Raw genomic sequence first — 25,095 nt, 5'->3', positions numbered from 1 at the left:
AAACCCGCCTGGAGGCGGGTTTTTCGGGGGGGGCAGAGATTTTGAAAGCTTTCTCTGGACCCTTTGTCTGGCTCCACGACCTGGACTCGAACCAGGGACCCAGTGATTAACAGTCACTTGCTCTACCAACTGAGCTATCGCGGAATGGCGCGTATGTTACTGATTGGAAAAGAGAAGTCAAGCGTCCATTGCCGGACGGCGCATTCCTGGTGCCCTTTGACGGTCAATCAACGATTGGCAGTTACCGCCAGGGCAGGAGAGGACTACCATGGTCATCCGGAAGTGGCAGGACGCGCTGCCGGCCATTCGCCGACATTAAGGTACGCGCCATGAACCACCTGTTACCCCTTCACACAGCCCGCCGCGCCGAGGTGCTCTTGTGAGTACCGCCCAGATCAGCTTGCCCAAGGGCGTGGGGCCTCATGCCGAGAAACTGTACGACGCCATCACCCAGGCCAGCACCGCCGAAGCGTTGAACCGTGCCGGCGGCAAGGCCGAGGGCTTTGTCCTGGGGCTGGAAAGCACCAAGGCGATCAAGAGCCAGGTGGCCGAGTCGTTGTATGTCATTTATGACGATGCGGCTAGCCAGCGGGCGACGGAGTTGTAGCCTCGACGAAAAGTGTTGTGTCTGGTGCTTTTGTGGCCTTGCTTTTGTGGCGAGGGGATTTATCCCCGTTGGGCTGCGTAGCAGCCCCAAGTGGTCGAAGTTAATGAGCCTGTCAAACCGGGTTGCTGATTTCAGGGCTGCTTCGCAGCCCAGCGGGGATAAATCCCCTCGCCACAGGTTGGGGGTCTACCCGACCTGATCGACACACTCAAAAAAAACGGGAAGCCAATGGCTTCCCGTTTTTCATCCGGCGCCGAGGCGTCAGATCACCTGAACGATGGCCTTGGTCACCGCATCGATGTTGTTCTGGTTCAGCGCGGCCACGCAGATGCGGCCGGTGTCCAGGGCATAGATGCCGAACTCGGTGCGCAGGCGCGTCACTTGTTCAACGGTCAGGCCGGAGTAGGAGAACATCCCGCTCTGGCGTGCAACGAAGCTGAAGTCGTGGTGCGGGGCGGCCTTGGCCAGCATGTCCACCATCTGGACGCGCATGCCGCGAATGCGCAGGCGCATTTCGGCCAGTTCGGCTTCCCACTGGGCCCGCAGCTCCGTGCTGTTGAGCACGGCGGCGACGATGCTGGCGCCGTGGGTCGGCGGGTTGGAGTAGTTGGTGCGGATCACGCGCTTGACCTGGGACAGCACGCGGGCACTTTCTTCTTTCGATTCGCTGACGATCGACAGGGCGCCGACGCGCTCGCCGTACAGCGAGAACGACTTGGAGAACGAGCTGGAGGCAAAGAAGGTCAAGCCCGACTCGGCGAACAGGCGCACGGCCGCCGCGTCTTCGTCGATACCGGTGCCGAAGCCCTGGTAAGCCATGTCCAGGAACGGAACGTGGTTCTTGGCCTTGACCACGGCCAGCACGTTTTTCCAATCTTCCGGGCTCAGGTCCACGCCGGTCGGGTTGTGGCAGCAGGCGTGCAGCACAACGATCGAGCGGTCGGGCAGGGCGTTGAGGTCTTCCAGCAGGCCGCTGCGGTTCACGTCGTGGGTGGCGGCGTCGTAGTAGCGGTAGTTCTGCACCGGGAAGCCGGCGGTTTCGAACAGGGCGCGGTGGTTTTCCCAGCTTGGGTCGCTGATGGCGACGACGGCGTCAGGCAGCAGTTGCTTGAGGAAGTCGGCACCGATCTTCAGTGCACCGGTGCCGCCCACGGCCTGGGTGGTGATGACGCGACCGGAAGCGATCAGCGGTGAATCCTTGCCGAACAGCAAGGTCTGCACGGCCTGGTCGTAGGCGGCAATGCCGTCGATTGGCAGGTAACCACGGGAAACGTGCTGAGCCACGCGAGCCGTCTCGGCCTCGACAACGGCACGCAGGAGTGGAATACGCCCCTCTTCATTGCAGTAAACACCTACACCCAGGTTGACCTTATTGGTACGGGTGTCGGCGTTGAAAGCTTCGTTGAGGCCCAGGATGGGGTCGCGGGGTGCCAATTCGACAGCGGAAAACAGGCTCATTAGTGCGCGGCTCTGAATGGAGAATGAGGGGACGTGTGGCGCTCCAGCCGAATGCACTAGAGCGGTGCACAAACGGGGAGCTAGTATAGAGGCCATCACCCGGCACGGCGACAGGCGATTCGGTTTTTACGCTAAGTTTTTACGATTTTTTTCGACCGTTAGTCCTCTCGGCGCGTCAAAGTCTTCAAGGCGTGTAGGACGTTCGTCTTGAAAGCGAAGGCATTCACCTCCACATTGTGTGCATTCCAGTTTTTTCCTCGGGCGACATCAGTCGTTTCGGTCTTTCTCGTTCCTGTCGGCTGGCCGACAGGGGTGAATCCAGAGGTTATGTCATGTCTGAATTCCAGCTAGTCACCCGCTTCCAGCCCGCCGGCGATCAGCCGGAAGCCATCCGCCTGATGGTCGAGGGTATCGAGGCCGGGCTGGCGCACCAGACGCTGCTCGGTGTGACCGGCTCGGGCAAGACCTTCAGCATTGCCAACGTGATCGCCCAGATTCAGCGCCCGACCCTGGTACTGGCGCCGAACAAGACCCTGGCGGCGCAGCTGTACGGTGAGTTCAAGGCGTTTTTCCCGAATAACGCCGTGGAGTACTTCGTTTCCTACTACGACTACTACCAGCCCGAGGCCTACGTGCCGTCGTCGGACACCTTCATCGAGAAGGATGCCTCGATCAACGACCACATCGAACAGATGCGACTGTCGGCGACCAAGGCCTTGCTCGAGCGCAAGGACGCGATCATCGTCACCACGGTGTCGTGCATCTACGGCCTGGGCAGCCCGGAAACCTACCTGAAGATGGTGTTGCACGTGGACCGCGGCGACAAACTCGACCAGCGCGCCTTGCTGCGGCGCCTGGCGGACTTGCAGTACACCCGCAACGACATGGATTTCGCCCGGTCGACGTTCCGGGTGCGTGGCGATGTGATCGACATCTACCCGGCGGAATCGGACCTGGAAGCGATCCGCATCGAGCTGTTCGACGATGAAGTGGAGAGTCTCTCGGCGTTCGACCCGCTGACCGGTGAAGTGATCCGCAAGTTGCCACGCTTCACGTTCTATCCCAAGAGCCACTATGTGACGCCCCGGGAAACCCTGCTGGACGCCATGGAGGGGATCAAGGTCGAGTTGCAGGAGCGCCTGGAATACCTGCGTTCGAACAACAAACTGGTGGAAGCCCAGCGCCTGGAGCAGCGGACCCGGTTCGACCTGGAGATGATCCTGGAGCTGGGCTACTGCAACGGCATCGAAAACTACTCCCGCTACCTGTCGGGCCGTCCGGCGGGTGCGCCGCCGCCCACGTTGTATGACTACCTGCCGGCCGATGCCTTGCTGGTCATCGACGAATCCCACGTCAGCGTGCCCCAGGTCGGCGCCATGTACAAAGGCGACCGTTCGCGCAAGGAAACCCTGGTGGAGTACGGCTTCCGCCTGCCCTCGGCGCTGGACAACCGACCGATGCGCTTCGACGAATGGGAAAGCGTGAGCCCGCAGACGATTTTTGTCTCGGCCACCCCTGGTAACTACGAGGCCGAGCATGCCGGGCGGGTCATCGAGCAATTGGTGCGGCCGACCGGGCTGGTCGACCCGCAGATTGAAGTGCGTCCGGCGCTGACCCAGGTGGATGACTTGCTCTCGGAAATCACCAAGCGTGTGGCACTGGAAGAGCGGGTGCTGGTCACCACGCTGACCAAGCGCATGGCCGAAGACCTTACCGACTACCTGGCCGACCATGGCGTGCGGGTGCGTTACCTGCACTCGGACATCGACACGGTGGAGCGGGTCGAGATCATCCGCGACCTGCGCCTGGGTACCTTCGACGTGCTGGTGGGCATCAACCTGCTGCGCGAAGGCCTGGACATGCCGGAAGTGTCGCTGGTGGCGATTCTCGACGCCGACAAGGAAGGCTTCCTGCGTTCCGAGCGTTCGTTGATCCAGACCATCGGCCGCGCGGCGCGTAACCTCAATGGCCGGGCGATTCTGTATGCCGACCGCATCACCGGCTCCATGGAGCGGGCCATCGGCGAGACCGAGCGCCGTCGCGACAAGCAGATTGCCTTCAACCTGGCCAACGGCATTACCCCCAAGGGCGTGTTCAAGGACGTCGCCGACATCATGGAAGGCGCCACCGTGCCCGGCTCGCGCAGCAAGAAGCGCAAGGGCATGGCCAAGGCGGCCGAAGAGAGCGCCCGTTACGAGGCCGAACTGCGCTCGCCGAGCGAAATCACCAAGCGCATCCGGCAGTTGGAAGAAAAAATGTACCAGCTGGCCCGGGACCTGGAGTTCGAGGCGGCGGCGCAGTTGCGTGATGAGATTGGCAAGTTGCGTGAGCGGTTGCTGGCTGTCTGAGTATTGCTGTGGCTTCGATGGCCTCTTCGCGAGCAAGCCCGCTCCCACAGTTGACCGCGTCGTCCAGGCTGGATGCGTTCCACTGTGGGAGCGGGCTTGCTCGCGAATGAGGCGACTCGGTCTGACGTCTGGCGACACAAATCCCGCTCTCACTGGAGCCCGCCCGCCATCGCCTGTTACCATTCGCCCCCTGTTCGATCTTCGCTTTTATATTCTTTCCGAGACATGCCATGACCACCGTCCGCACCCGCATCGCGCCTTCGCCCACTGGCGATCCCCATGTCGGCACCGCCTACATCGCTTTGTTCAACTATTGCTTTGCCAAGCAGCATGGCGGCGAGTTCATCCTGCGGATCGAGGACACCGACCAGTTGCGTTCGACCCGCGAGTCCGAACAGCAGATCTTCGACGCCCTGCGCTGGTTGGGGATCGACTGGAGCGAAGGCCCGGACGTCGGCGGCCCGCACGGTCCGTACCGCCAGAGCGAGCGTGGTGACATCTACCAGCAGTATTGCCAGCAACTGGTGGACATGGGCCATGCGTTCCCGTGTTTCTGCACCGCCGAAGAGCTGGACCAGATGCGCGCCGAGCAAATGGCCCGTGGCGAAACCCCGCGCTACGACGGCCGGGCGCTGCTGCTGTCCAAGGAAGAAGTCGCCCGTCGCCTGGCGGCCGGCGAGCCCCATGTGATCCGCATGAAGGTGCCGACCGAAGGCGTCTGCGTGGTACCGGACATGCTGCGTGGCGATGTCGAGATCCCGTGGGATCGCATGGACATGCAAGTGCTGATGAAGACCGACGGCCTGCCGACGTACTTCCTGGCGAACGTGGTGGACGATCACCTGATGGGCATCACTCACGTGCTGCGCGGTGAAGAATGGCTGCCATCGGCGCCAAAACTGATCCTGCTCTACGAATACTTCGGCTGGGAACAACCACAGTTGTGCTACATGCCGCTGCTGCGTAACCCGGACAAGAGCAAGCTGTCCAAGCGCAAGAACCCGACCTCGGTGACGTTCTACGAGCGCATGGGCTTCATGCCCGAGGCCATGCTCAACTACCTGGGACGCATGGGTTGGTCGATGCCGGACGAGCGCGAGAAGTTCTCGCTGCAGGAAATGGTCGAGCATTTCGATTTGTCGCGGGTGTCCCTGGGTGGGCCGATCTTCGACGTCGAGAAGCTGTCGTGGCTCAACGGCCAGTGGCTGCGGGACCTGCCGGTGGAAGAATTCGCCGCACGTGTGCAGAAGTGGGCATTGAACCCTGAGTACATGATGAAGATCGCTCCCCATGTGCAGGGCAGGGTAGAGACCTTCAGCCAGATCGCCCCGCTGGCCGGCTTCTTCTTCGCCGGTGGCGTGACGCCGGATGCGAAGTTGTTCGAATCCAAGAAGCTTTCGGGCGACCAGGTGCGCCAGTTGATGCAACTGATTCTGTGGAAGCTCGAAAGCCTGCGCCAGTGGGAGAAGGACAGCATCACCGCGACCATCCAGGCCGTGGTCGAGTCGCTGGAGTTGAAACTGCGCGATGCCATGCCGCTGATGTTCGCCGCCATTACCGGCCAGGCCAGCTCGGTGTCGGTGCTCGATGCGATGGAAATCCTCGGGCCGGACCTGACCCGTTTCCGCCTGCGCCAGGCCATCGATCTGCTCGGTGGTGTGTCGAAGAAGGAAAACAAGGAGTGGGAAAAACTGCTGGGCGCGATCGCGTAAGCGTTCAATGAGGCAGGACATACCCCGGTTTTCCGGGGTTTGTCGGTAAGTGATTGTTATCCCGGCAAAAAATTTTCAAATTTGTTGAAAATAAATTTGACAGCCCTCCGATACGCCCTTAAGATTCGCCCCGTCCTCAGCGATGAGGGGCTATAGCTCAGCTGGGAGAGCGCTTGCATGGCATGCAAGAGGTCGACGGTTCGATCCCGTCTAGCTCCACCAATTTACACTTCAAGGCCTGGCCACACCGGTCTTGAAGCGATCAACACTCAGCGTTGATCAGTTGTACAGAAGGGTTTGCGTCCCCTTCGTCTAGTGGCCTAGGACACCGCCCTTTCACGGCGGTAACAGGGGTTCGAGTCCCCTAGGGGACGCCAGTTTTACAGAAGCGATGTTGCAAGATGTCGCTCCGCCGCGAGGCGAAAAACCTGGGGCTATAGCTCAGCTGGGAGAGCGCTTGCATGGCATGCAAGAGGTCGACGGTTCGATCCCGTCTAGCTCCACCAATTACAGGTTCAAGGTCTGGCCACACCGTCCTTGAATCGATCAGTTCTCAGCGCTGATCAAGTCAGAAGGTTTGTGTCCCCTTCGTCTAGTGGCCTAGGACACCGCCCTTTCACGGCGGTAACAGGGGTTCGAGTCCCCTAGGGGACGCCACGATTACCCGCTCTGCGGGATTTTATAAGGGTCATTCAATTCTTGAATGACCCTTTTGTTTGTCTGGCGTTCGGCCAATTCCCTATCCTTGAAAAAGTCTTCTGACCAGCGGTCAAAATTTCCGCTTGCGGAAAATTATTATAGGAATAATATTTCAATCGTAATATTCGGAGGCGACGATGAGCGATAAAAAGGCACAAACCCGTGAACGCATTCTCAAGGCCGCCAGCGATGCGCTGATCCAGCGTGGGCCGGCTGAGCCGAGCGTGGGCGAGGTGATGGGCGCGGCCGGGCTGACGGTGGGCGGTTTTTATGCCCATTTCGAAAGCAAGGATGCCTTGATGCTGGAGGCATTCAAGCAATTGCTCAATCGGCGCCGCGGCCTGATCGCCGACATGGATGGCGAGCTGACAGGCGAAGAGCGGCGCGCTCTGGTGGCGGCGTTCTATCTGTCCCGCAAGCACCGTGACTCCACCGAACACGCCTGCCCGATCCCTGCGTCGGTCGGCGAGCTCGGCCGGCTGCCGGATGCGTTTCGTGAAGTGCTCAATGAGCATATCGAGTTGATGGTCGCGCAATTGGCGGCCAGCCCGGAGGACGCCGACAAGGCCCTGGCCGATATCGCCTTGATGGTGGGCGGCTTGGCCCTGGCACGAGCCTTGGGCCCTGGAGAGTTATCGGATCGTTTGCTGCGCGCCGCCAAGTCGGCGGTGCGATGAGCTAAGGCGCAAGCCCTGGAGATGAGCGATGAACAGGTTGAGCTGGATTCGTAGCGTCAATGGCACGCTGGGTTGGGTGGCTCCGCGCCTGGTGGCCAAACAGATGCGTTCGCTGTTCATGCGCCCGCGCAACTTGCCACCGCGGGATTGGGAACTGCCGCTGCTGGCCTCGTCCGAACGTATCACCTTGCGCTTCGGTCTCTCGGCCTTGCGCTGGGGCAAAGGCCCGGCAGTCTTGCTGATGCATGGCTGGGAAGGGCGGCCGACGCAGTTCGCGGCGCTGATCACGGCCCTGGTGGACGCCGGTTACACGGTGGTGGCGCTGGACGGTCCAGCCCATGGTCGCTCACCGGGTCGCGAGGCGAATGTCCTGTTGTTTGCCAGGGCCATGCTCGAAGCCGCCGCTGAGCTGCCGCCGTTGCAGGCCGTGATCGGGCATTCCATGGGCGGCGCCAGTGCCCTGTTGGCCGTCCAGTTGGGGTTGCGTACCGAGACGCTGGTCAGCATCGCCGCACCCGCCCGCATTCTGGGGGTGCTGCGCGGTTTCTCCCGGATGATGGGCCTGCCGCCCAAGGCGCGTTCGGCGTTCATTCGCCAGGTGGAAAGCGATGTGGGCATGCCCGCTTCGAAGATGGACGTCGCGCATTACCAACTGGACGTGCCGGGGTTGATCGTCCATGCCGAGGACGACGCGTCGGTTTCAGTCAAGGAGTCGCAGTTGATCCATGAAGCCTGGTTCGACAGTCGTTTGCTGCGACTGCCACAGGGCGGGCATCAGCGGGTGCTGGCCGATCCTCGTGTCATTGATGGGGTGTTATCACTGCTGGCCGGTCGCAGCCTGCAGGCGCGGCAATCGGCTTGAACTGTGGGAGCAAGGCTTGCCCGCGATGGCGGTCGAGCTAGGATCCGTTACACTGCCCCGATCCAAATTCGACCAGGAGAGGGGCATGGGCTGGGATCGCGCAACACCGTTCATTATTGATCTTCAGGTCAATGCCGAAGACATCGACGGGCTGGGGCACGCCAACAACGCGGTGTACGTTACCTGGCTCGAGCGCTGCGCCTGGCGCCATTCCCAGCGCCTGGGCCTGGATCTGGTGGAATACCGGCGCCTCGACCGGGCCATGGCAGTGGTACGGCATGAAATCGATTACCTGGCGGCCGCCTATGAAGGCGATGAGCTGCAATTGGCGACCTGGATCGTCGACTGGGACCAGCGCCTGAAAATGACCCGGCATTTCCAACTGGTCCGTCCCAGCGACAACACCACGCTGCTGCGGGCCCAGACCACCTTCGTCTGCATCGAATTGTCCACCGGCAGGCCCAAGCGCATGCCGCCGGAATTCATCGAAGGTTATGGTCCCGCGCTGAAGCCATCCGGCATCCTCATCGACTGATCCACCGTAATCGCGAGCAAGCTCGCTCCCACAGGGATTGCTGGTGAATTCCGATGTTGTGGGCAAAATCCGGTAAACTGCCGCACGTTTTTTCGTTTGAGTGTGTGTTTCCATGCAAATTGCCCTGGCGCCCATGGAGGGGTTGGTCGACAACATCCTGCGGGATGTCCTGACCCGTGTTGGCGGGATCGACTGGTGTGTCACCGAGTTCATCCGTGTCAACGACCGTCTGCTCACGCCGGCCTATTTCCATAAGCTCGCCCCTGAACTGCTGACCGGTGCCCAGACGGCTGCCGGTGTGCCGTTGCGGGTGCAGTTGCTCGGTTCCGATCCGGTGTGCCTGGCGGAAAACGCGGCGTTGGCGTGCGAGTTGGGCTCGGAGGTTGTCGACTTGAACTTCGGTTGCCCGGCCAAGACCGTGAACAAATCCCGGGGCGGGGCGGTGTTGCTCAAGGAGCCGGAACTGCTCAACGAAATCGTCGAGCACGTGCGTCGTGCGGTGCCAAAGCACATTCCGGTCACCGCCAAGATGCGCCTGGGTTTCGATAGCCCGGACGGTGCGCTGGTGTGTGCCACGGCACTGGCCGAAGGCGGTGCGGCGCACATCGTGGTGCATGCGCGGACCAAGGTCGATGGCTACAAGCCTCCTGCCCACTGGGAGTGGATTCCCCGGGTGCAGGAAGTGGTCAAGGTGCCGGTGTTCGCCAATGGCGATATCTGGAGCGTTGAGGATTGGCGCCGTTGCCGCGAAATCAGCGGTGTCGAAGACATCATGCTCGGTCGCGGTCTCGTTTCCCGCCCTGATCTGGCCCGGCAGATCGCCGCCGCCCGGGCCGGTGAGGAGGTGGTCGAGATGTCCTGGGCCGAGCTGCAGCCGATGCTCCAGGACTTCTGGGTGCAGGTGGTCGAGCAACTGACACCACGCCAGGCTCCAGGCCGGTTGAAGCAATGGCTGGCGATGCTGACCCGCAATTACCCCGAAGCGGTGGCGCTGTTTACCGCTTTGCGCCGGGAAACCGACCTGGACGCGGTGGGCCATTTGCTGGGTGTGCAGCGCACCGAAGCGGCCTGAAAAAATTTCAGAAAAAGCTCTTGAAAAGTTTTTGGCGGTCCCTAGATAGGGATTACGCGATGCCGAATTCGGGTCGCGGAGACAAAAAAACTTGCTGATTTTTTCAGGAGATTTGAATCATGAGTACTGCATTTTCGCTGGCCCCGCTGTTCCGTTCCTCGGTAGGTTTCGATCGTTTCAACGACTTGTTCGAAACCGCCCTGCGCAACGAACCGGGTAGCAGCTATCCACCCTACAACGTGGAAAAACATGGTGATGACGAGTACCGCATTGTGGTCGCCACCGCCGGGTTCCAGGAAGAAGACCTGGACCTGCAAGTGGAAAAAGGTGTGCTGACCATCAGTGGCGGCAAACGTGAAGCCAGTAACGACAGCGTCACTTACCTGCACCAGGGCATCGCCCAGCGTGCGTTCAAGCTGTCCTTCCGGTTGGCCGATCATATCGAGATCAAATCCGCCGGCCTGAGCAACGGTCTGTTGAGCATCGACCTGCTGCGGGTGATCCCGGAAGAGGCCAAGGCCAAGCGCATCCCGATCAACGGAGCGCAGCAACAACCCGCGCTGCAAAACTGATGCAGCGCAAATGAAGAAGGGCGCCAAATGGCGCCCTTTTTCATTTTTTGGATATCAGTGGAAGATTTATGTGGCGAGGGGACTGTGGGAGCAAGGCTTGCCCGCGATAAAAGCGATGCGGTCCTTCAGAAACCGAGTCACCTGCAGTCGCGAGCAAGCTTTGCTCCCACATAAACCCCCCTCGCCACAAAAGCCTCGTGCCTAGCTGCACAGGCTAGGGCAACAACCGCTCAAACGCCTCCAGCGGCAACGGCCGGCTATGCAAATAACCCTGGTACAGATGGCAATCAAGCCCTTGCAGGAACTGCAATTGCTCCAGGGTCTCCACGCCTTCGGCAATCATGATCAGGTTGAGGCTACGAGCCATGGCGACGATGGCGCGGATGATTTCGGCGTCGTTGGGGTCGCTGGTGGCGTCGCGCACGAATGACTGGTCGATTTTCAGCGTGTCCACCGGCAGGCGCTTGAGGTAGGTCAGCGACGAATAACCGGTGCCGAAATCATCCATGGCAAAGCTCACCCCCAGCTTCTTGAGCCGGCGCATCTTGGCGATGGTGTCGTCCAGGTTCTGGATCACGATGCCTTCGGTGATCTCCAGTTTCAGCAGGGAGAAGGGCAGGCCGTGAGAGAGGAGACTGTTTTCGATGCGTTCGACAAAGTCGCTCTGGCGAAATTGCCGTGGGCTGATGTTCACGCACAGGCTGAATCGCTGGGGGTCGATCTTGCCCTTGGCGATCAGTTGCTTGAAGCCGTCGCAAGCTTCATCGAGGATCCAGGTCCCGACTTCCAGGATCAGGCCACTGTCCTCCAGCACTTTGATGAATTCGTTGGGCGATTGGGCGCCCAGGTCCGGGTGATGCCAGCGCACCAGGGCTTCGGCGCCGATGATGCGGTTGTCCCGGGCATCGACCTGAGGCTGGAAATGCACGCTGAACTCGCCACGGGCCAGGGCCAGGCGCAGGTCGGTCTCCATGCGCAGCCGTTCGCTGGCGGCTTTTTGCATGGTGGTGTGAAACATCTGCGAGGTGTTGCGCCCTGAGTCCTTGGCGCGGTACAGCGCAATGTCGGCGCGCTTGAGCAAATCGGTGGGCGTGGAACCGTGGTCGGGAATCAGCGCGATACCGATGCTCGGCGTGACCTGCAGGCGCTGGCCATCGAGAAACATCGGCTCCGAAAGCAGTTCGCGCAGGGTGTCGGCCAGGGTCCGCACTTGCTCGCTGACTTCGTTGCGCGAGCCTTCCAGGCCGCTGAGCAGCACCACGAATTCGTCGCCACCCAGCCGCGCTACGGTGTCTTCCAGGCGCACGCTGGCTTCGAGGCGCGCGGTGATGATCTTCAGCACGGTGTCGCCCACCGGGTGACCGAGGGAGTCGTTGATGTGCTTGAAGTGGTCCAGGTCGAGAAACAGCAGGGCGCCGCGCAAGTTGTGGCGCTTGAGCAGGGCGATCTGCTGGCTCAGCCGGTCCATCAGCAAGGCGCGGTTGGGCAGGTTGGTCAGCGAGTCGTGGTAGGCCAGGTGGCGGATCTGGGCTTCGGCATTGCGCAACAGGCTTACGTCCCGGGCGGTCAGCAGCAGGCACGCCGTTTCATTGAGGGTGATGGGCTCGACCGAGACCTCCACCGTCAGGATTTCCCCCTGTTTATTGCGCCCGAGCATCTCCTGGTGGACTACGCGGCCCTTGAGTTTCAGCTCGGCCAGCAAGGCGGCTCGCTGTTTTTCTTCGGCCCAGATCCCCACTTCGTAGACCGTGTGCCCGATCACTTCGTCGGCGCGGTAGCCGGTCAGCCGGCAGAAGCCGTCGTTGACCTCAAGGTAGCGACCGCTTTCGAGTTCGGTGATGGTGATGGCGTCGGGGCTGGAATGAAACGCCTTGGCGAATTTCTCTTCGCTGGCCTTGAGGGCGGCTTCGGAGCGTTGTTGCTGGGTGATGTCGCGCAAGGTCGTGACGATGCAGGGCTGGTTGCCGACGTTGATTTGCCGGCTGGAAATCACACAGGTCAGCGGCTGGCCGTTCTTATGGTGAACGACGATGGCGACATTGTTCAGTGATTGTTCGCGGATCACCCGTTCGATGCGTTGCAGGCTGCTGCCCGAGGCGTCCCAGAGGCCGATTTCGTCAGCGTCGAGGCCGATTACGTCGCTGGTGGTCCAGCCGAAGGTCTGAGTGAAACTGGAGTTGATCTCCAGGAACCGGCCGCTGTCCAGGTGGGTGACGCAGATCGGGTCGGGGCTGACCTGGAACAGCGTGGCGAATTTTTCTTCCGAGGCGGCCAGGCTCTGTTCGCGCTCCACTTGGTCGGTGATGTCGAGCAAGGTGCCGGCCATGCGCAAGGGGCTGCCGTCGTCGTTGCGGTAGAGGCGGGCGCGGCTTTCCAGGTAGCGCGAGCTGCCGTCCGGCAGTTGCACGCGGTAGGTCAACTGATAATTACCCGCCGGACCTTCGCGCAGGCTGCGATAGGCGTTGCGCATGTTGTTGCGCTCTTCCATGGGGACGCCTTCGAAAAACGCATCGAACGATTCGTGGAACGGCTTGGGCTCCAGGCCATGGAGCTGCGCGGCCCGGGCCGAGCCGTAGAGCATGCCGCTGGGAATGTGCCAGTCCCAGGTGCCCAGTTGCGCCGAGTCGAGGGCCAGGTCCAGGCGTTCCTGGCTGTCCTTGAGGGCCTGTTCGGCGAGTTTGCGCTCGGTGGTGTCGAGAAAGGCGCTCAACAGGTAGGGTTGGCCCTCCAGCTCGACTTTCTGCGCGCTGAGTAGGCCGGTGTGGATCTGGCCATTGCTCGCCCGCAGTTCCACCTCCATGCTCGCCAGTTCGCCCTTGGCCTTGATGGCTTCCAGCAGTTTTGCCCGTTGTCCGGGGTCAACCCACAAGCCCAGTTCCAGGGTGGTGCGGCCGATCACATCGTGCAGCGGCCAGCCGAACAGGCTTCCGAAATACTGGTTGGCCTCGCTGATCAGCCCGTCCTCCTGGCGGGTCAGCAAAACCATGTTCGGGCACAGGTGAAAGAGCGTGGCGAAGCGTTTTTCCGAGCTGCGCAGCGCCTGTTCCCGCTCGCGCTGATGGGTGATCTCGCGGATCACCCCGATCATGCGTGGGCGACCGTGCTTGTCGGGTAGCACGCTGCCGCTGATCTCCAGCCAATGCAGGCTGCCATCGGGCCAGACGATGCGGTGGTGCATGGCCTGTTCCAGCGGCGCCCCGGCCACTGCCGCGTGAAAGGCGCGCATGGCCCGGTCCCGGTCTTCGGGCAGCAACAGGTCCAGATAATCCACATCCGCAGGCAATGGCTGGCGCGGATCGAAGCCGAACAGTGCCTGGGTGCCCCGGGACCAACTGATCTTCCCAGTCTCGATGTCCCACGACCAGGCCCCCAGTCGCGCACCGTTCAGGGCGGCCAACAACTGCGGCGCGCTGTCCCAGCTTTGCTCGGACCGTTTCGGGTCGAGCGCCTGGATGCGTGGCAAGGGCGGGAGGTGGTCAGCGGGTTTGGGCATTATCTAGCGAGCCTTGAGCGGGTTAGGGCATAAAGCACAGGCGTCAGGCCCTACAGGCGCGGCACAACCTATGCCCTTGTCCCTGGCAAATCGATTTGTGCGTCCAGTAAGGCCATGAAAGCCCGTGCGGCGTTCGACAGCGTCCGTTCGGTGTGCAAGATATAGCCTAGCTGGCGACTGAGTTGTATGCCCGGCAAAGGAATGCGCGCCACCTGTTCGTCGAGCATGGTGCGCGGCAAAACGCTCCAGGCCAGGCCGATGGAGACCATCATTTTTATGGTTTCCAGGTAATTCGTGCTCATGGCGATGTTCGGCGTCAGGCCCTGGGCTTCGAACAGCCGTCGCACGATGTGATGGGTAAACGTGTTGCCCCCCGGGAAAACCGCCGGATGCAAGGCAATGTCCGCCAGGCTGACCGCGCCGTTTTCCAGCAGCGCATGCTCCGGGGCGACCACGAAATCCAGGGGGTCGTCCCACACCGGCGTGGCCCGTACCAACGTGTGGGGTTCGGGGGCGAGGGTGATGACGGCCAGTTCCGCCCGGCCATGGAGGATTTCTTCGTAGGCCACTTCCGAATCCAGGAACTGGATATCCAGCGCCACCTGGGGGTAGCGTCGGGTGAACTCCCGTAATAACGGTGGCAGGCGGTGCAGGCCGATGTGGTGGCTGGTGGCGAGCGTCAGGCGCCCGGTCACTTCGCCGCTCAGGTTGGTCAGGGCGCGACGGGTGTCGTCCAGCACGTTGAGGATCTGATAGGCCCGTGGCAACAGGGCTCGACCGGCCTCGGTCAGGCCCACTTCACGGCCCAGGCGATCGAACAGGCGCACCTTGAGCTGTTGCTCGAGGCCGGCAATGCGCTTGCTGATGGCTGGCTGGGTCAGGTGCAGGCGTTCGCCGGCGCCGGAGAAACTGCCCGTCTCGGCGATGGCTATAAAGGCATTGAGGTTGGCGAGGTCCATGGCGGTTCCGGTCGAATTCCAATTGGTTATGCAAAGTATGAAAAATATGAATTTGAGTTATTTAATGTAACCCCATAGGATCAGCCTCACAAGCCAAGGGGTTATTGATTCGGTCAAGGCCCGGGGCATAGAAACAAGCTGATGAGGAACCGTCTGATGGCCGGCAAAACGCTCTACGACAAGCTCTGGGATTCGCATTTGGTCAAGCAGCGCGACGATGGCTCGGCGCTGATCTACATCGATCGTCACATCATCCACGAAGTGACTTCGCCGCAAGCCTTCGAAGGCCTGCGCCTGGCCGGGCGCAAGCCGTGGCGTATCGATGCCAACATCGCGACCCCGGACCACAACGTACCGACCACCCCGGAGCGCAAGGGCGGCATCGAAGCCATTGCCGACCAGGTCTCGCGCTTGCAGGTCCAGACCCTCGACGATAACTGTGACGAATACGGCATCGTCGAATTCAAGATGAACGATGTGCGCCAAGGCATCGTCCACGTCATCGGCCCGGAGCAGGGCGCGACCTTGCCGGGCATGACCGTGGTCTGCGGCGACTCGCACACCTCGACCCACGGTGCTTTCGGGGCCCTGGCCCATGGCATCGGCACCTCCGAGGTGGAGCATGTGCTCGCCACCCAGTGCCTGGTCGCCAAGAAAATGAAAAACATGCTGGTGCGCGTCGAGGGCAAGTTGCCGTTCGGCGTGACGGCCAAGGACATCGTCCTGGCGGTGATCGGCAAGATCGGCACCGCCGGCGGTAACGGCCATGCCATCGAGTTCGCCGGCAGCGCGATCCGCGACTTGTCCGTCGAAGGCCGCATGACCATCTGCAACATGTCCATCGAGGCCGGTGCCCGCGTTGGCCTGGTGGCCGCCGATGAAAAAACCGTGGAATACGTCAAGGGCCGTCCGTTCTCGCCAAAAGGCGTGGAATGGGACATGGCGGTCGAGGCCTGGAAAGACCTGGTCTCCGATGCCGATGCCAAGTTCGACACCGTGGTCGAGCTCGACGCAACGCAGATCAAGCCGCAAGTCAGCTGGGGCACTTCGCCTGAGATGGTGTTGGCGGTGGACCAGAACGTACCGGATCCGGCCAAGGAAATGGACCTGGTCAAGCGCGACTCCATCGTCCGCGCCTTGAAGTACATGGGCTTGAGCGCCAACCAGGCGATCACTGACATTCAGCTTGACCGTGTGTTCATCGGCTCTTGCACCAACTCGCGGATCGAAGACCTGCGCGCCGCGGCGGTGATCGCCAAGGGTCGCAAGGTTGCTTCGACCATCAAACAGGCCATCGTGGTGCCGGGCTCGGGCCTGGTGAAGGCCCAGGCGGAAGCGGAAGGGCTGGACAAGATTTTCCTCGAGGCCGGTTTCGAATGGCGTGAGCCGGGGTGCTCGATGTGCCTGGCGATGAACCCGGACCGTTTGGAGTCGGGCGAGCATTGCGCCTCCACCTCCAACCGTAACTTCGAAGGCCGTCAGGGCGCCGGTGGCCGTACGCACCTGGTGAGCCCAGCCATGGCCGCGGCGGCGGCTGTCAACGGCCGTTTCGTCGATGTCCGCGAATTGATCTGAAGGAGCGCAGCATGAAAGCTTTTACCCAGCACACCGGTCTTGTCGCGCCTTTGGATCGTGCCAACGTCGACACCGACCAGATCATTCCCAAGCAGTTCTTGAAGTCCATCAAGCGCACCGGTTTCGGCCCGAACCTGTTTGACGAATGGCGTTACCTGGATGTCGGCCAGCCGTACCAGGACAACTCCAAGCGGCCGTTGAACAAGGACTTCGTGCTCAACGCCGAGCGTTACCAAGGCGCCAGCGTGTTGCTGGCCCGTGAGAACTTCGGCTGCGGCTCGAGCCGCGAGCACGCGCCATGGGCCCTGGAAGAGTACGGTTTCCGCAGCATCATTGCGCCGAGCTATGCCGACATCTTCTTCAACAACAGCTTCAAGAACGGCTTGCTGCCGATCATCCTCAGCGATGCTGACGTGGATGAGCTGTTCCAGCAGGTCGAGGCCAACCCCGGCTATCAACTGCAGGTCGACCTGGCCGCCCAGACCGTGACCCGTCCCGACGGCAAGGTGCTGGGTTTCGAGATCGACGCGTTCCGCAAGCATTGCCTGCTCAATGGCCTGGATGACATCGGCCTGACCTTGCAGGACGGCGAGGCGATTGCCGCGTTCGAGGCCAAGCACCGGGCGAGCCAGCCTTGGTTGTTTCGCGATGCTTGATTGATCTGAAATTGATGTAGTCAGTGCTGGCCCCTTCGCGAGCAAGCCCGCTCCCACACTGGATTTGCGGCGTTCACAAAACCCCTTGTGGGAGCGGGCTTGCTCGCGAAGACGGCGGCACTGGCAATACAAAGCGAGACCTAAAAAGGAAGTCCCCATGACCAGCACCGCCCACAGTCAGGTTGTACAAAAGCAATTCGGTGAACAGGCCTCGGCCTATCTGAGCAGTGCCGTGCACGCCCAGGGCGCTGAATTCGCGCTGCTACAGGCTGCATTGGCCGGTCGTGGCGATGCCCGGGTGCTGGACCTGGGGTGTGGCGCCGGCCATGTGAGTTTCCACGTGGCGCCGCTGGCCGGTGAAGTGGTGGCCTATGATTTGTCCCAGCAAATGCTCGACGTGGTCGCCACGGCGGCTGCCGAGCGTGGCCTGGGCAATATCAGCACGGTATGCGGCGCCGCTGAGCGCTTGCCGTTCGCCGACGCTGAGTTCGACTTCGTGTTCAGCCGCTATTCGGCGCATCATTGGAGCGACCTGGGCCTGGCGTTGCGGGAAGTGCGCCGGGTGCTCAAGCCGGGCGGGGTGATGGCGTTCATCGATATCCTGTCGCCAGGCACGCCATTGCTGGACACCTACCTGCAAAGCATCGAAGTGCTGCGCGACACCAGCCACGTGCGCGATTATTCTGCCGGCGAGTGGTTGCGCCAGGTCAGCGAAGCGGGGTTGCACACCCGCAGCACCTCGCGCCAGCGCCTGCGCCTGGAATATCGCTCCTGGGTCGAGCGCATGCGCACCCCCGAGGTGATGCGGGCGGCGATTCTCCAGCTGCAGCGTTCGATGGGCGATGAAGTGCGTGAATATTTTGAGATTGAGGCCGATGGTTCGTTCAGTACAGATGTACTGGTGCTGTGGGCCGAGCGATAGCATTTTTCCCGGCCAGGCGTTGGGTACGAAGCCCAGGCATGTGCCGACAGAGCAAACGAGGAAAGCATGAGCAAGCAGATTCTGATTCTCCCAGGTGATGGCATTGGCCCGGAAATCATGGCCGAAGCGGTCAAGGTCCTGGAGCTGGCGAACGACAAGTACGGCCTGGGCTTCGAACTCAGCCACGACGTGATCGGCGGCGCGGCCATCGACAAGCACGGCGTGCCCCTGGCCGATGAAACCCTGGACCGTGCCCGTGCAGCCGATGCCGTGCTGCTGGGCGCCGTGGGCGGCCCGAAATGGGACAAGATCGAACGCGACATCCGTCCTGAGCGCGGCCTGCTGAAGATTCGTGCGCAACTGGGCCTGTTCGGCAACCTGCGTCCGGCGATTCTCTACCCGCAATTGGCCGATGCATCGAGCCTGAAGCCGGAAATCGTCGCGGGCCTGGACATCCTCATCGTCCGCGAGCTGACCGGCGGCATCTACTTCGGCGCCCCGCGTGGCACCCGTGAGCTGGATAATGGCGAACGCCAGGCCTACGACACCCTGCCGTACAGCGAAAGCGAAATCCGCCGTATCGCCCGGGTTGGCTTCGACATGGCCCGCGTGCGTGGCAAGAAGCTGTGCTCGGTGGACAAGGCCAACGTACTGGCTTCCAGTCAACTGTGGCGTGAAGTGGTCGAGCAGGTGGCCAAGGATTACCCGGACATCGAGCTGAGCCACATGTACGTCGACAACGCCGCCATGCAACTGGTGCGTGCGCCGAAGCAGTTCGACGTGATCGTCACCGACAACCTGTTCGGCGACATCCTGTCCGACGAAGCGTCGATGCTCACCGGTTCCATCGGCATGCTGCCGTCGGCCTCCCTGGACGCCAACAACAAGGGCATGTACGAGCCGTGCCACGGTTCGGCGCCGGACATCGCCGGGCAGGGCATTGCCAACCCGTTGGCGACCATCCTGTCGGTGTCGATGATGCTGCGTTACAGCTTCAACTTGAACGATGCCGCCGACGCGATCGAAAAAGCCGTCAGTGTGGTCTTGGACCAAGGCTTGCGCACCGGTGATATCTGGTCGCAAGGTTGTACCAAAGTCGGTACGCAGCAAATGGGCGATGCAGTAGTCGCCGCGCTGCGGAATCTGTAATCTTTCGGGCCCACCGCTCCGACGGTGGCCCACTTTTGTATAGGTGTAGTTGCGATGAAACGTGTAGGTCTGATCGGTTGGCGCGGCATGGTCGGTTCCGTGCTCATGCAGCGAATGCTGGAAGAGCAGGATTTCGATCTCATTGAGCCGGTGTTTTTCACCACTTCCAATGTCGGTGGCCAGGGCCCGTCCGTGGGCAAGGACACCGGTGCGCTCAAGGATGCCTACAGCATCGAAGAGCTCAAGACCCTCGACGTGATCCTGACCTGCCAGGGTGGCGACTACACCAGCGAAGTCTTCCCCAAGCTGCGTGAAGCCGGCTGGCAGGGTTACTGGATCGACGCCGCTTCCAGCCTGCGCATGCAGGACGACGCGGTGATCGTCCTCGACCCGGTGAACCGCAAGGTCATCGACCAGCAGCTGGACGCGGGCACCAAGAACTACATCGGCGGCAACTGCACCGTCAGCCTGATGCTGATGGGCCTGGGCGGCCTGTTCGAAGCCGGTCTGGTGGAGTGGATGAGCGCCATGACCTACCAGGCGGCGTCCGGTGCCGGCGCGCAGAACATGCGTGAGCTGATCAAGCAGATGGGCGCCACCCACGCCGCCGTCGCCGATGACCTGGCCAACCCGGCCAGCGCCATCCTCGACATCGACCGCAAGGTCGCCGAGGCGATGCGCAGCGATGCCTACCCGACCGAGAACTTCGGCGTACCACTGGCCGGCAGCCTGATCCCCTGGATCGACAAGGAACTGCCCAACGGCCAGAGCCGCGAAGAGTGGAAGGCCCAGGCCGAAACCAACAAGATCCTGGGTCGCTTCAAGAGCCCGATCCCGGTGGACGGCATCTGCGTGCGCATCGGCGCCATGCGCTGCCACAGCCAGGCGCTGACCATCAAGCTGAACAAAGACGTGCCGATCGCCGACATCGAAGGGTTGATCAGTCAGCACAACCCTTGGGTCAAGCTGGTGCCGAACAACCGCGAAATCAGCATGCAGGAGCTGAGCCCGACCAAGGTCACCGGCACCCTGAACGTACCGGTGGGCCGTCTGCGCAAACTGAACATGGGGTCGCAATTCGTCGGTGCCTTCACCGTCGGCGACCAACTGCTGTGGGGCGCGGCTGAACCGCTGCGTCGCATGCTGCGGATCCTGCTCGAGCGTTGATCGATTGCTGCGGTGAAAGAACCCGTGCCTTGTGAGAGGTGCGGGTTTTTTTATGGAGCTGGATGCATGGGATCAATTGTGGGAGCGGGCTTGCTCGCGAAAGCAGAGTGTCAGTCACTAGTTTTTAGCTGGCACACCGCATTCGCGAGCAAGCCCGCTCCCACATTGGATGTTCAGTGGTCACAAAACCTGTGGGAGCGAGCTTGCTCGCGATGAGGTCGGCCCAGGCACTGCAAACCCTCCGGCCAATTGCCTGCATACCCACCACCCGGTAAAGTGCCGCTCCCCACGTTTTACCTGAGGTAGACCCATGAGCCAGTCCTTTGATATTGCCGTGATCGGCGCCACCGGTACTGTCGGCGAAACCCTCGTCCAGATTCTCGAAGAACGGGACTTCCCGGTCGGTAACCTGCACCTGCTGGCCAGCAGCGAATCGGCAGGCAGCTCGGTGATGTTCCGCGGCAAAAACGTGCGGGTGCGCGAAGTCGACGAATTCGATTTCAGCAAAGTCCAACTGGTGTTCTTCGCCGCCGGCCCGGCGGTGACCCTGAGTTTCGCCCCGCGGGCCACGGCGGCTGGCTGTGCGTTGATTGACCTGTCCGGCGCCTTGCCGCCCGAACAGGCGCCGCAGATCGTGCCGGAAGCCAATGCCCAGGTGCTCGCCGGTTTGAGCAAGCCGTTGCAGGTCAGCAGCCCCAGCGCGTCGGCCACGGCCTTGGCGGTCGTGCTGGCGCCGCTGCGCGAATGCCTGGACTTGCAGCGCATCAGCCTGACCGCCAGCCTCGCCGTGTCGGCCCAGGGCCGCGTGGCCGTGAGCGAATTGGCGCGCCAGACCGCCGAGCTGCTCAACGCCCGTCCGCTGGAGCCGAAATTCTTTGATCGGCAGATGGCGTTCAACCTGCTGGCCCAGGTCGGCACCCCGGACGAGCAGGGTCATACGCAGCTGGAAAAGCGCCTGGTCCGCGAGTTGCGCCAGGTGCTGAATCAACCTTTGTTAAAGATTTCCGTAACTTGCATTCAAGCCCCGGTGTTTTTTGGCGATAGCTTTAGCGTGACTGTGCAGTCTGCGAGCCCCATCGACCTGGCCAAGGTCAACGCGGCGTTGGAAGCGGCACCCGGTATCGAGCTGGTGGACGCGGGTGATTACCCGACGGCGGTGGGCGATGCGGTGGGGCAGGATGTGGTCTACGTTGGTCGTGTGCGCGGTGGGATCGACGATCCGGCGGAACTAAATATGTGGCTGACGTCAGATAACGTGCGCAAGGGCGCGGCCCTCAATGCCGTGCAGGTGGCTGAGTTGTTGATAAAAGACTTGCTGTAAAAGATACTTGGCATCAATTTGTCGAATGATTCTAGCTGGGCGCTATGCTTGGCCGGAGTGCTGAAGGCGAACATCCCTCTGGGGGACTTTCCCGGGGCATGAGTGAAATGATCGCGCGCACCGTCACATCGGGGCTGCGCGCAATGCCTTACGGCAGCGGCATCAATACCTTCTCGCTGGCCGAGGAATGTTCAAACAAAGGAAGAGGCTATGGTTCAAGTTCGCAAACTGGTGTTAGCAATAGCGGCCGCCTCGGCGCTGTCCTCCGGTATGGCGCAAGCGCTCGGGCTCGGGGAATTGACCCTGAAGTCGACGCCGAACCAGCCTCTGGTCGCCGAGATCGAGTTGCTCGACGTCCAGCAGCTGACCGCCGCCGAAGTCGTGCCGAGCCTGGCCTCGCCCGATGACTTCGCCAAGGCCGGTGTCGACCGCCAGGCCTTTCTCAATGACCTGAGCTTCACCCCGGTGATCAACGCCAATGGCAAGAGCGTCCTGCGGGTAACGTCCAGCCGGCCGCTGTCCGAGCCGATGGTCAAGTTCCTGGTGCAGGTGATGTGGCCCAACGGCCGTCTGCTGCGCGACTACAGCGTATTGCTCGATCCCTCCAAATTCTCGCCACAGGCCGCCGACGCCGCCCGGGCGAAACCGCCTCAGGTCGTGTCCACGCCGGTCACCGGTGCCACCAAGCCTTCGCAATACACCACCACGCCGCGCGATACCCTGTGGGAAATCGCCGCCAAGGCGCGCAACGGTGGGTCGGTCCAGCAAACCATGCTGGCGATCCAGGCGTTGAACCCTGACGCGTTCATCAACGGCAACATCAACCTGCTCAAGACCGGTCAGGTGTTGCGCCTGCCGGACCCGGTGCAAAGCACTGCATTGCCGCAACCCCAGGCCATCGCTGAAGTGGCCGCGCAGAACGCCGCCTGGCGCTCGGGTCGTCGTGGCGTGGCGGGTGCTGGCAAGCAGCAGTTGGATGCCACCAAGCGTGGCCGTGGTGAAGGTGTGCCGGCACAGGCTGCCGGTCGCGACAACTTGAGCCTGGTGTCGGCTGACTCGGCGAAGGCGGGCGGCAAGGGCAAGGGGGCTGCTGGCGATGCCCAGGCGCTCTCCAACAAGCTTGCGGTCACCCAGGAAAGCCTCGATTCGGCTCGCCGGGATAACGAAGAACTGAAAAGCCGCATGGCGGATCTGCAGAGCCAGTTGGACAAACTGCAGCGCCTGATCGAGCTGAAGAACAATCAACTGGCCAAGATGCAGGCCGAAGGTGTCGCCGTTCCGCCTGCTGGCGAGGCGCCTCCTGCAATGTCCGCCGAGCTGACCCCTGCGCCAGCGGCTCAAGCTCCGACGGCTGCACCTGCGCCAGAAGCGACCCCAGAGGCGACGCCGCCTGCCACTGCGGTCGAGCCGGCGCCTGCCGCGTCCAACGCGCAAAAATACAACGACCTGCTGACCAATCCGATCCTGCTGGGGTTGGTGGGTGGCGGCGCGCTGCTCCTGCTGTTGCTGCTGTTGTTGCTTGCCCGTCGCCGCAAGGCCCAACAGGAAGCGGAAAAGCACTTGCGCATGGCGCGGGCCCTCGAGGAGGAGGCTGACTTCTCCCCGGAGCTCGATCTGCCCCCGAGCAGCTTCGAGGGCATTGACGTTCCATCGCCTAGTGTAAAACTCGAGCCAAAACCTGCACCAGCTCCTGCGCCAGTACCCAAGCCGGCTCCGGTGGTCGCGCCTGTGGTGGTCACACCGCCTATCGCGGCGCCATTGGTGGCTCCGGCTGCCGAGCGCTCCGACGACGTGCTGCCCCAGGCCCAGTCCCATATCGATCGCGGCCGCTTGAACCAGGCCGCCGACCTGCTCGAACAAGGCATCAAGGCCGAGCCCCAGCGCAGCGACCTGCGCCTGAAGCTGATGGAAGTCTACGGTCAGCAGGGCGACCGCGACGCCTTTGTCGCCCAGGAACGCCAATTGGTGGCCAATGGCGACAACTTCGCCCAGGTCGAACAGCTGAAAAGCCGTTTCCCGGCCATGGTGGTCGCCACCGCCGCAGGCTTGGCCGCCGCGACAGTGGCAGCAGAGCTGGACGCGCAGTACGTCAAGGACCTGCTGGAAGACAAGTCGCCGACCGACGAGGAGCTGGACAGCGCCTTTGACTTGAGCCTGGATGACCTGGAGGCGGCCCCGGTCGCGCCGACGCCAGAGCCTGTCGCGGAGTTGGATGCGTTCCCGGAAGACGACGACCTGAGTTTCGAGTCGGTGCTCAAACAACAGACTGAAGCCAACGAAAGCCTGGACGACCTGTCGGAATTCGACCTGGACCTGGGCGCCGATGCGCCGACCCCGATCCCGGCGCTCGACGATGAAGACTTCCTGCTGGACCTCGATGACGACCTCAAGGGCCTGGACTTGCCTGCGGCTGAAACGCCAGCCGTGGCCGACATCCCGGCCGACGATCTTGAGCTGCCGGCGGATTTCGATCTGTCCCTGTCTGACGAAATGGACGCGCACGATGCGCCCAAGGATGCCTTCGAGTCCGAGCTGGACGATGTAAACGCCGAGCTGGATCGCCTGTCCGACACGCTGGGCCAGCCGACGTTTACTGCCGAAGATGCCTTGGTTGGTGCTGAAGACGAGCCGGACTTCGACTTCCTTAGCGGTACCGACGAAGTGGCGACCAAGCTCGATCTGGCCCAGGCCTACATCGACATGGGTGACAACGACGGCGCCCGCGACATCCTCGGTGAAGTCCTCAGCGAAGGCGACGCCACCCAGAAGAGCGAAGCGCAGGAGATGTTGTCGCGCCTGGCGTGAGTCAGCGATTAAACAAAAACGGCAGCCGGTGAGGCTGCCGTTTTTTTTTGCGGCGGGATTTGCGGGTGTTTGGGCTGGAGAATCCCTGTGGGAGCAAAGCTTGCTCGCGATGACCGAGGTACATTCAACATCAATGCAAGCTGACCCACCGCTATCGCGAGCAAGCTCGGCTCCCACAGGGGATTTGCGGTAGGCGTGGAACTCGTGAGCACTGGAGAATCGCTGTGGGAGCAAAGCTTGCTCGCGATGACCGAGGTACATTCAACATCAATGCAAGCTGACCCACCGCTATCGCGAGCAAGCTCGGCTCCCACAGGGGATTTGCGGTAGGCGTGGAACTCGTGAGCACTGGAGAATCGCTGTGGGAGCAAAGCTTGCTCGCGATGACCGAGGTACATTCAACATCAATGCAAGCTGACCCACCGCTATCGCGAGCAAGCTCGGCTCCCACAGAGGATTTGCGGTAGGCGTGGAACTCGTGAGCACTGGAGAATCGCTGTGGGAGC

Annotated in this window: 18 protein-coding genes and 5 tRNA genes; 19 read left to right on the top strand and 4 right to left on the bottom strand. The window is 61.9% G+C overall.

All coding sequences use genetic code 11. The features are described from left to right. Positions 1-68: 68 nt before the first annotated feature. Positions 69-144, bottom strand: a tRNA-Asn gene (locus AD662_RS19390). A 235-nt stretch (positions 145-379) separates the two neighbouring features. Between AD662_RS19390 and AD662_RS19385 the strand changes: the two genes are divergently transcribed. Then, a complete protein-coding gene (locus tag AD662_RS19385) occupies positions 380-607 on the top strand; it encodes a hypothetical protein (RefSeq protein ID WP_014337443.1) in 228 nt (75 codons plus the stop codon). A 261-nt stretch (positions 608-868) separates the two neighbouring features. On the opposite strand, the gene AD662_RS19380 is transcribed toward AD662_RS19385, so the two are convergent. Further along, positions 869-2,065, bottom strand: coding sequence for an amino acid aminotransferase (locus AD662_RS19380; RefSeq protein WP_053189462.1), 1,197 nt, complete (start codon positions 2,063-2,065; stop codon positions 869-871). Between the two features lie 332 nt (positions 2,066-2,397). Between AD662_RS19380 and uvrB the strand changes: the two genes are divergently transcribed. The 11 genes from uvrB (at position 2,398) to AD662_RS19325 (ending at position 10,542) form a co-directional block, all read left to right on the top strand. Then, positions 2,398-4,413 (top strand): excinuclease ABC subunit UvrB, encoded by a 2,016-nt coding sequence (gene uvrB, locus AD662_RS19375; protein ID WP_018612408.1) that lies wholly within the window; start codon positions 2,398-2,400, stop codon positions 4,411-4,413. A gap of 230 nt (positions 4,414-4,643) precedes the next feature. Next, positions 4,644-6,125, top strand: coding sequence for a glutamate--tRNA ligase (gltX, locus tag AD662_RS19370; protein ID WP_014337445.1), 1,482 nt, complete (start codon positions 4,644-4,646; stop codon positions 6,123-6,125). A 146-nt stretch (positions 6,126-6,271) separates the two neighbouring features. After that, positions 6,272-6,347: transfer RNA gene (locus tag AD662_RS19365), tRNA-Ala, on the top strand. Between the two features lie 79 nt (positions 6,348-6,426). Next, positions 6,427-6,502: transfer RNA gene (locus AD662_RS19360), tRNA-Glu, on the top strand. Positions 6,503-6,555: 53 nt separating this feature from the next. Continuing rightward, positions 6,556-6,631, top strand: a tRNA-Ala gene (locus AD662_RS19355). 75 nt (positions 6,632-6,706) lie between these two features. After that, positions 6,707-6,782 (top strand) — tRNA-Glu (locus AD662_RS19350). A 179-nt stretch (positions 6,783-6,961) separates the two neighbouring features. Continuing rightward, positions 6,962-7,501, top strand: a complete 540-nt coding sequence (locus tag AD662_RS19345; protein ID WP_003203880.1) for a TetR/AcrR family transcriptional regulator — start codon at positions 6,962-6,964, stop codon at positions 7,499-7,501. A 28-nt stretch (positions 7,502-7,529) separates the two neighbouring features. Next, a complete protein-coding gene (locus AD662_RS19340) occupies positions 7,530-8,363 on the top strand; it encodes an alpha/beta fold hydrolase (RefSeq protein ID WP_053189461.1) in 834 nt (277 codons plus the stop codon). Positions 8,364-8,448: 85 nt separating this feature from the next. Then, the gene (locus AD662_RS19335; protein WP_018612412.1) at positions 8,449-8,898 is read left to right on the top strand and encodes an acyl-CoA thioesterase; all 450 of its coding nucleotides are present in this window, start codon (positions 8,449-8,451) and stop codon (positions 8,896-8,898) included. A 112-nt stretch (positions 8,899-9,010) separates the two neighbouring features. After that, positions 9,011-9,970 (top strand): tRNA dihydrouridine synthase, encoded by a 960-nt coding sequence (locus tag AD662_RS19330; protein WP_018612414.1) that lies wholly within the window; start codon positions 9,011-9,013, stop codon positions 9,968-9,970. Positions 9,971-10,089: 119 nt separating this feature from the next. Beyond that, positions 10,090-10,542: an Hsp20 family protein gene (locus AD662_RS19325; protein ID WP_018612416.1), complete on the top strand. Its 453-nt coding sequence runs from the start codon at positions 10,090-10,092 to the stop codon at positions 10,540-10,542. A gap of 214 nt (positions 10,543-10,756) precedes the next feature. Here the strand turns inward: AD662_RS19325 and AD662_RS19320 are convergent, their stop codons facing one another. Together AD662_RS19320 and AD662_RS19315 are read right to left on the bottom strand one after the other, a co-directional pair. Continuing rightward, the gene (locus AD662_RS19320; RefSeq protein WP_018612418.1) at positions 10,757-14,035 is read right to left on the bottom strand and encodes a sensor domain-containing protein; all 3,279 of its coding nucleotides are present in this window, start codon (positions 14,033-14,035) and stop codon (positions 10,757-10,759) included. Between the two features lie 68 nt (positions 14,036-14,103). Next, positions 14,104-14,994 carry a LysR family transcriptional regulator gene (locus AD662_RS19315; protein ID WP_003203868.1) on the bottom strand — a complete coding sequence of 297 codons (891 nt, stop codon included), beginning with the start codon at positions 14,992-14,994 and terminating at the stop codon, positions 14,104-14,106. Between the two features lie 156 nt (positions 14,995-15,150). Between AD662_RS19315 and leuC the strand changes: the two genes are divergently transcribed. The 7 genes from leuC (at position 15,151) to AD662_RS19280 (ending at position 24,589) form a co-directional block, all read left to right on the top strand. After that, entirely contained in the window at positions 15,151-16,569 is a 1,419-nt protein-coding gene (gene leuC, locus AD662_RS19310; RefSeq protein WP_018612421.1) for a 3-isopropylmalate dehydratase large subunit, read from the top strand. Between the two features lie 11 nt (positions 16,570-16,580). Continuing rightward, on the top strand, positions 16,581-17,225 hold the full coding sequence (gene leuD, locus AD662_RS19305) for a 3-isopropylmalate dehydratase small subunit (RefSeq protein ID WP_018612423.1): 645 nt from the start codon (positions 16,581-16,583) through the stop codon (positions 17,223-17,225). 157 nt (positions 17,226-17,382) lie between these two features. After that, positions 17,383-18,147, top strand: coding sequence for a class I SAM-dependent methyltransferase (locus AD662_RS19300; RefSeq protein WP_018612425.1), 765 nt, complete (start codon positions 17,383-17,385; stop codon positions 18,145-18,147). 66 nt (positions 18,148-18,213) lie between these two features. Beyond that, positions 18,214-19,296 (top strand): 3-isopropylmalate dehydrogenase, encoded by a 1,083-nt coding sequence (leuB, locus tag AD662_RS19295; RefSeq protein WP_018612426.1) that lies wholly within the window; start codon positions 18,214-18,216, stop codon positions 19,294-19,296. 54 nt (positions 19,297-19,350) lie between these two features. Further along, positions 19,351-20,463 (top strand): aspartate-semialdehyde dehydrogenase, encoded by a 1,113-nt coding sequence (gene asd / locus AD662_RS19290; protein WP_003203857.1) that lies wholly within the window; start codon positions 19,351-19,353, stop codon positions 20,461-20,463. A 310-nt stretch (positions 20,464-20,773) separates the two neighbouring features. Then, positions 20,774-21,784, top strand: a complete 1,011-nt coding sequence (locus AD662_RS19285; RefSeq protein ID WP_053189459.1) for an aspartate-semialdehyde dehydrogenase — start codon at positions 20,774-20,776, stop codon at positions 21,782-21,784. Between the two features lie 210 nt (positions 21,785-21,994). Beyond that, positions 21,995-24,589, top strand: a complete 2,595-nt coding sequence (locus AD662_RS19280; protein WP_053189457.1) for a FimV/HubP family polar landmark protein — start codon at positions 21,995-21,997, stop codon at positions 24,587-24,589. Positions 24,590-25,095 lie beyond the last annotated feature (506 nt).

The sequence above is a fragment of the Pseudomonas kilonensis genome, assembly GCF_001269885.1.
In the GTDB taxonomy this organism is placed as follows: Bacteria; Pseudomonadota; Gammaproteobacteria; order Pseudomonadales; family Pseudomonadaceae; genus Aquipseudomonas; species Aquipseudomonas kilonensis.
Note: the sequence above shows the minus strand (reverse complement) of the source record. Positions and strands in the feature narration are given on the sequence as shown.

Bases quoted from the DNA above. Each gene is read 5' to 3' on its own strand.
- AD662_RS19380 (WP_053189462.1), bottom strand. From the start codon at position 2,065: ATGAGCCTGTTTTCCGCTGTCGAATTGGCACCCCGCGACCCCATCCTG.
- uvrB (WP_018612408.1), top strand. From the start codon at position 2,398: ATGTCTGAATTCCAGCTAGTCACCCGCTTCCAGCCCGCCGGCGATCAG.
- gltX (WP_014337445.1), top strand. From the start codon at position 4,644: ATGACCACCGTCCGCACCCGCATCGCGCCTTCGCCCACTGGCGATCCC.
- AD662_RS19345 (WP_003203880.1), top strand. From the start codon at position 6,962: ATGAGCGATAAAAAGGCACAAACCCGTGAACGCATTCTCAAGGCCGCC.
- AD662_RS19340 (WP_053189461.1), top strand. From the start codon at position 7,530: ATGAACAGGTTGAGCTGGATTCGTAGCGTCAATGGCACGCTGGGTTGG.
- AD662_RS19335 (WP_018612412.1), top strand. From the start codon at position 8,449: ATGGGCTGGGATCGCGCAACACCGTTCATTATTGATCTTCAGGTCAAT.
- AD662_RS19330 (WP_018612414.1), top strand. From the start codon at position 9,011: ATGCAAATTGCCCTGGCGCCCATGGAGGGGTTGGTCGACAACATCCTG.
- AD662_RS19325 (WP_018612416.1), top strand. From the start codon at position 10,090: ATGAGTACTGCATTTTCGCTGGCCCCGCTGTTCCGTTCCTCGGTAGGT.
- AD662_RS19320 (WP_018612418.1), bottom strand. From the start codon at position 14,035: ATGCCCAAACCCGCTGACCACCTCCCGCCCTTGCCACGCATCCAGGCG.
- AD662_RS19315 (WP_003203868.1), bottom strand. From the start codon at position 14,994: ATGGACCTCGCCAACCTCAATGCCTTTATAGCCATCGCCGAGACGGGC.
- leuC (WP_018612421.1), top strand. From the start codon at position 15,151: ATGGCCGGCAAAACGCTCTACGACAAGCTCTGGGATTCGCATTTGGTC.
- leuD (WP_018612423.1), top strand. From the start codon at position 16,581: ATGAAAGCTTTTACCCAGCACACCGGTCTTGTCGCGCCTTTGGATCGT.
- AD662_RS19300 (WP_018612425.1), top strand. From the start codon at position 17,383: ATGACCAGCACCGCCCACAGTCAGGTTGTACAAAAGCAATTCGGTGAA.
- leuB (WP_018612426.1), top strand. From the start codon at position 18,214: ATGAGCAAGCAGATTCTGATTCTCCCAGGTGATGGCATTGGCCCGGAA.
- asd (WP_003203857.1), top strand. From the start codon at position 19,351: ATGAAACGTGTAGGTCTGATCGGTTGGCGCGGCATGGTCGGTTCCGTG.
- AD662_RS19285 (WP_053189459.1), top strand. From the start codon at position 20,774: ATGAGCCAGTCCTTTGATATTGCCGTGATCGGCGCCACCGGTACTGTC.
- AD662_RS19280 (WP_053189457.1), top strand. From the start codon at position 21,995: ATGGTTCAAGTTCGCAAACTGGTGTTAGCAATAGCGGCCGCCTCGGCG.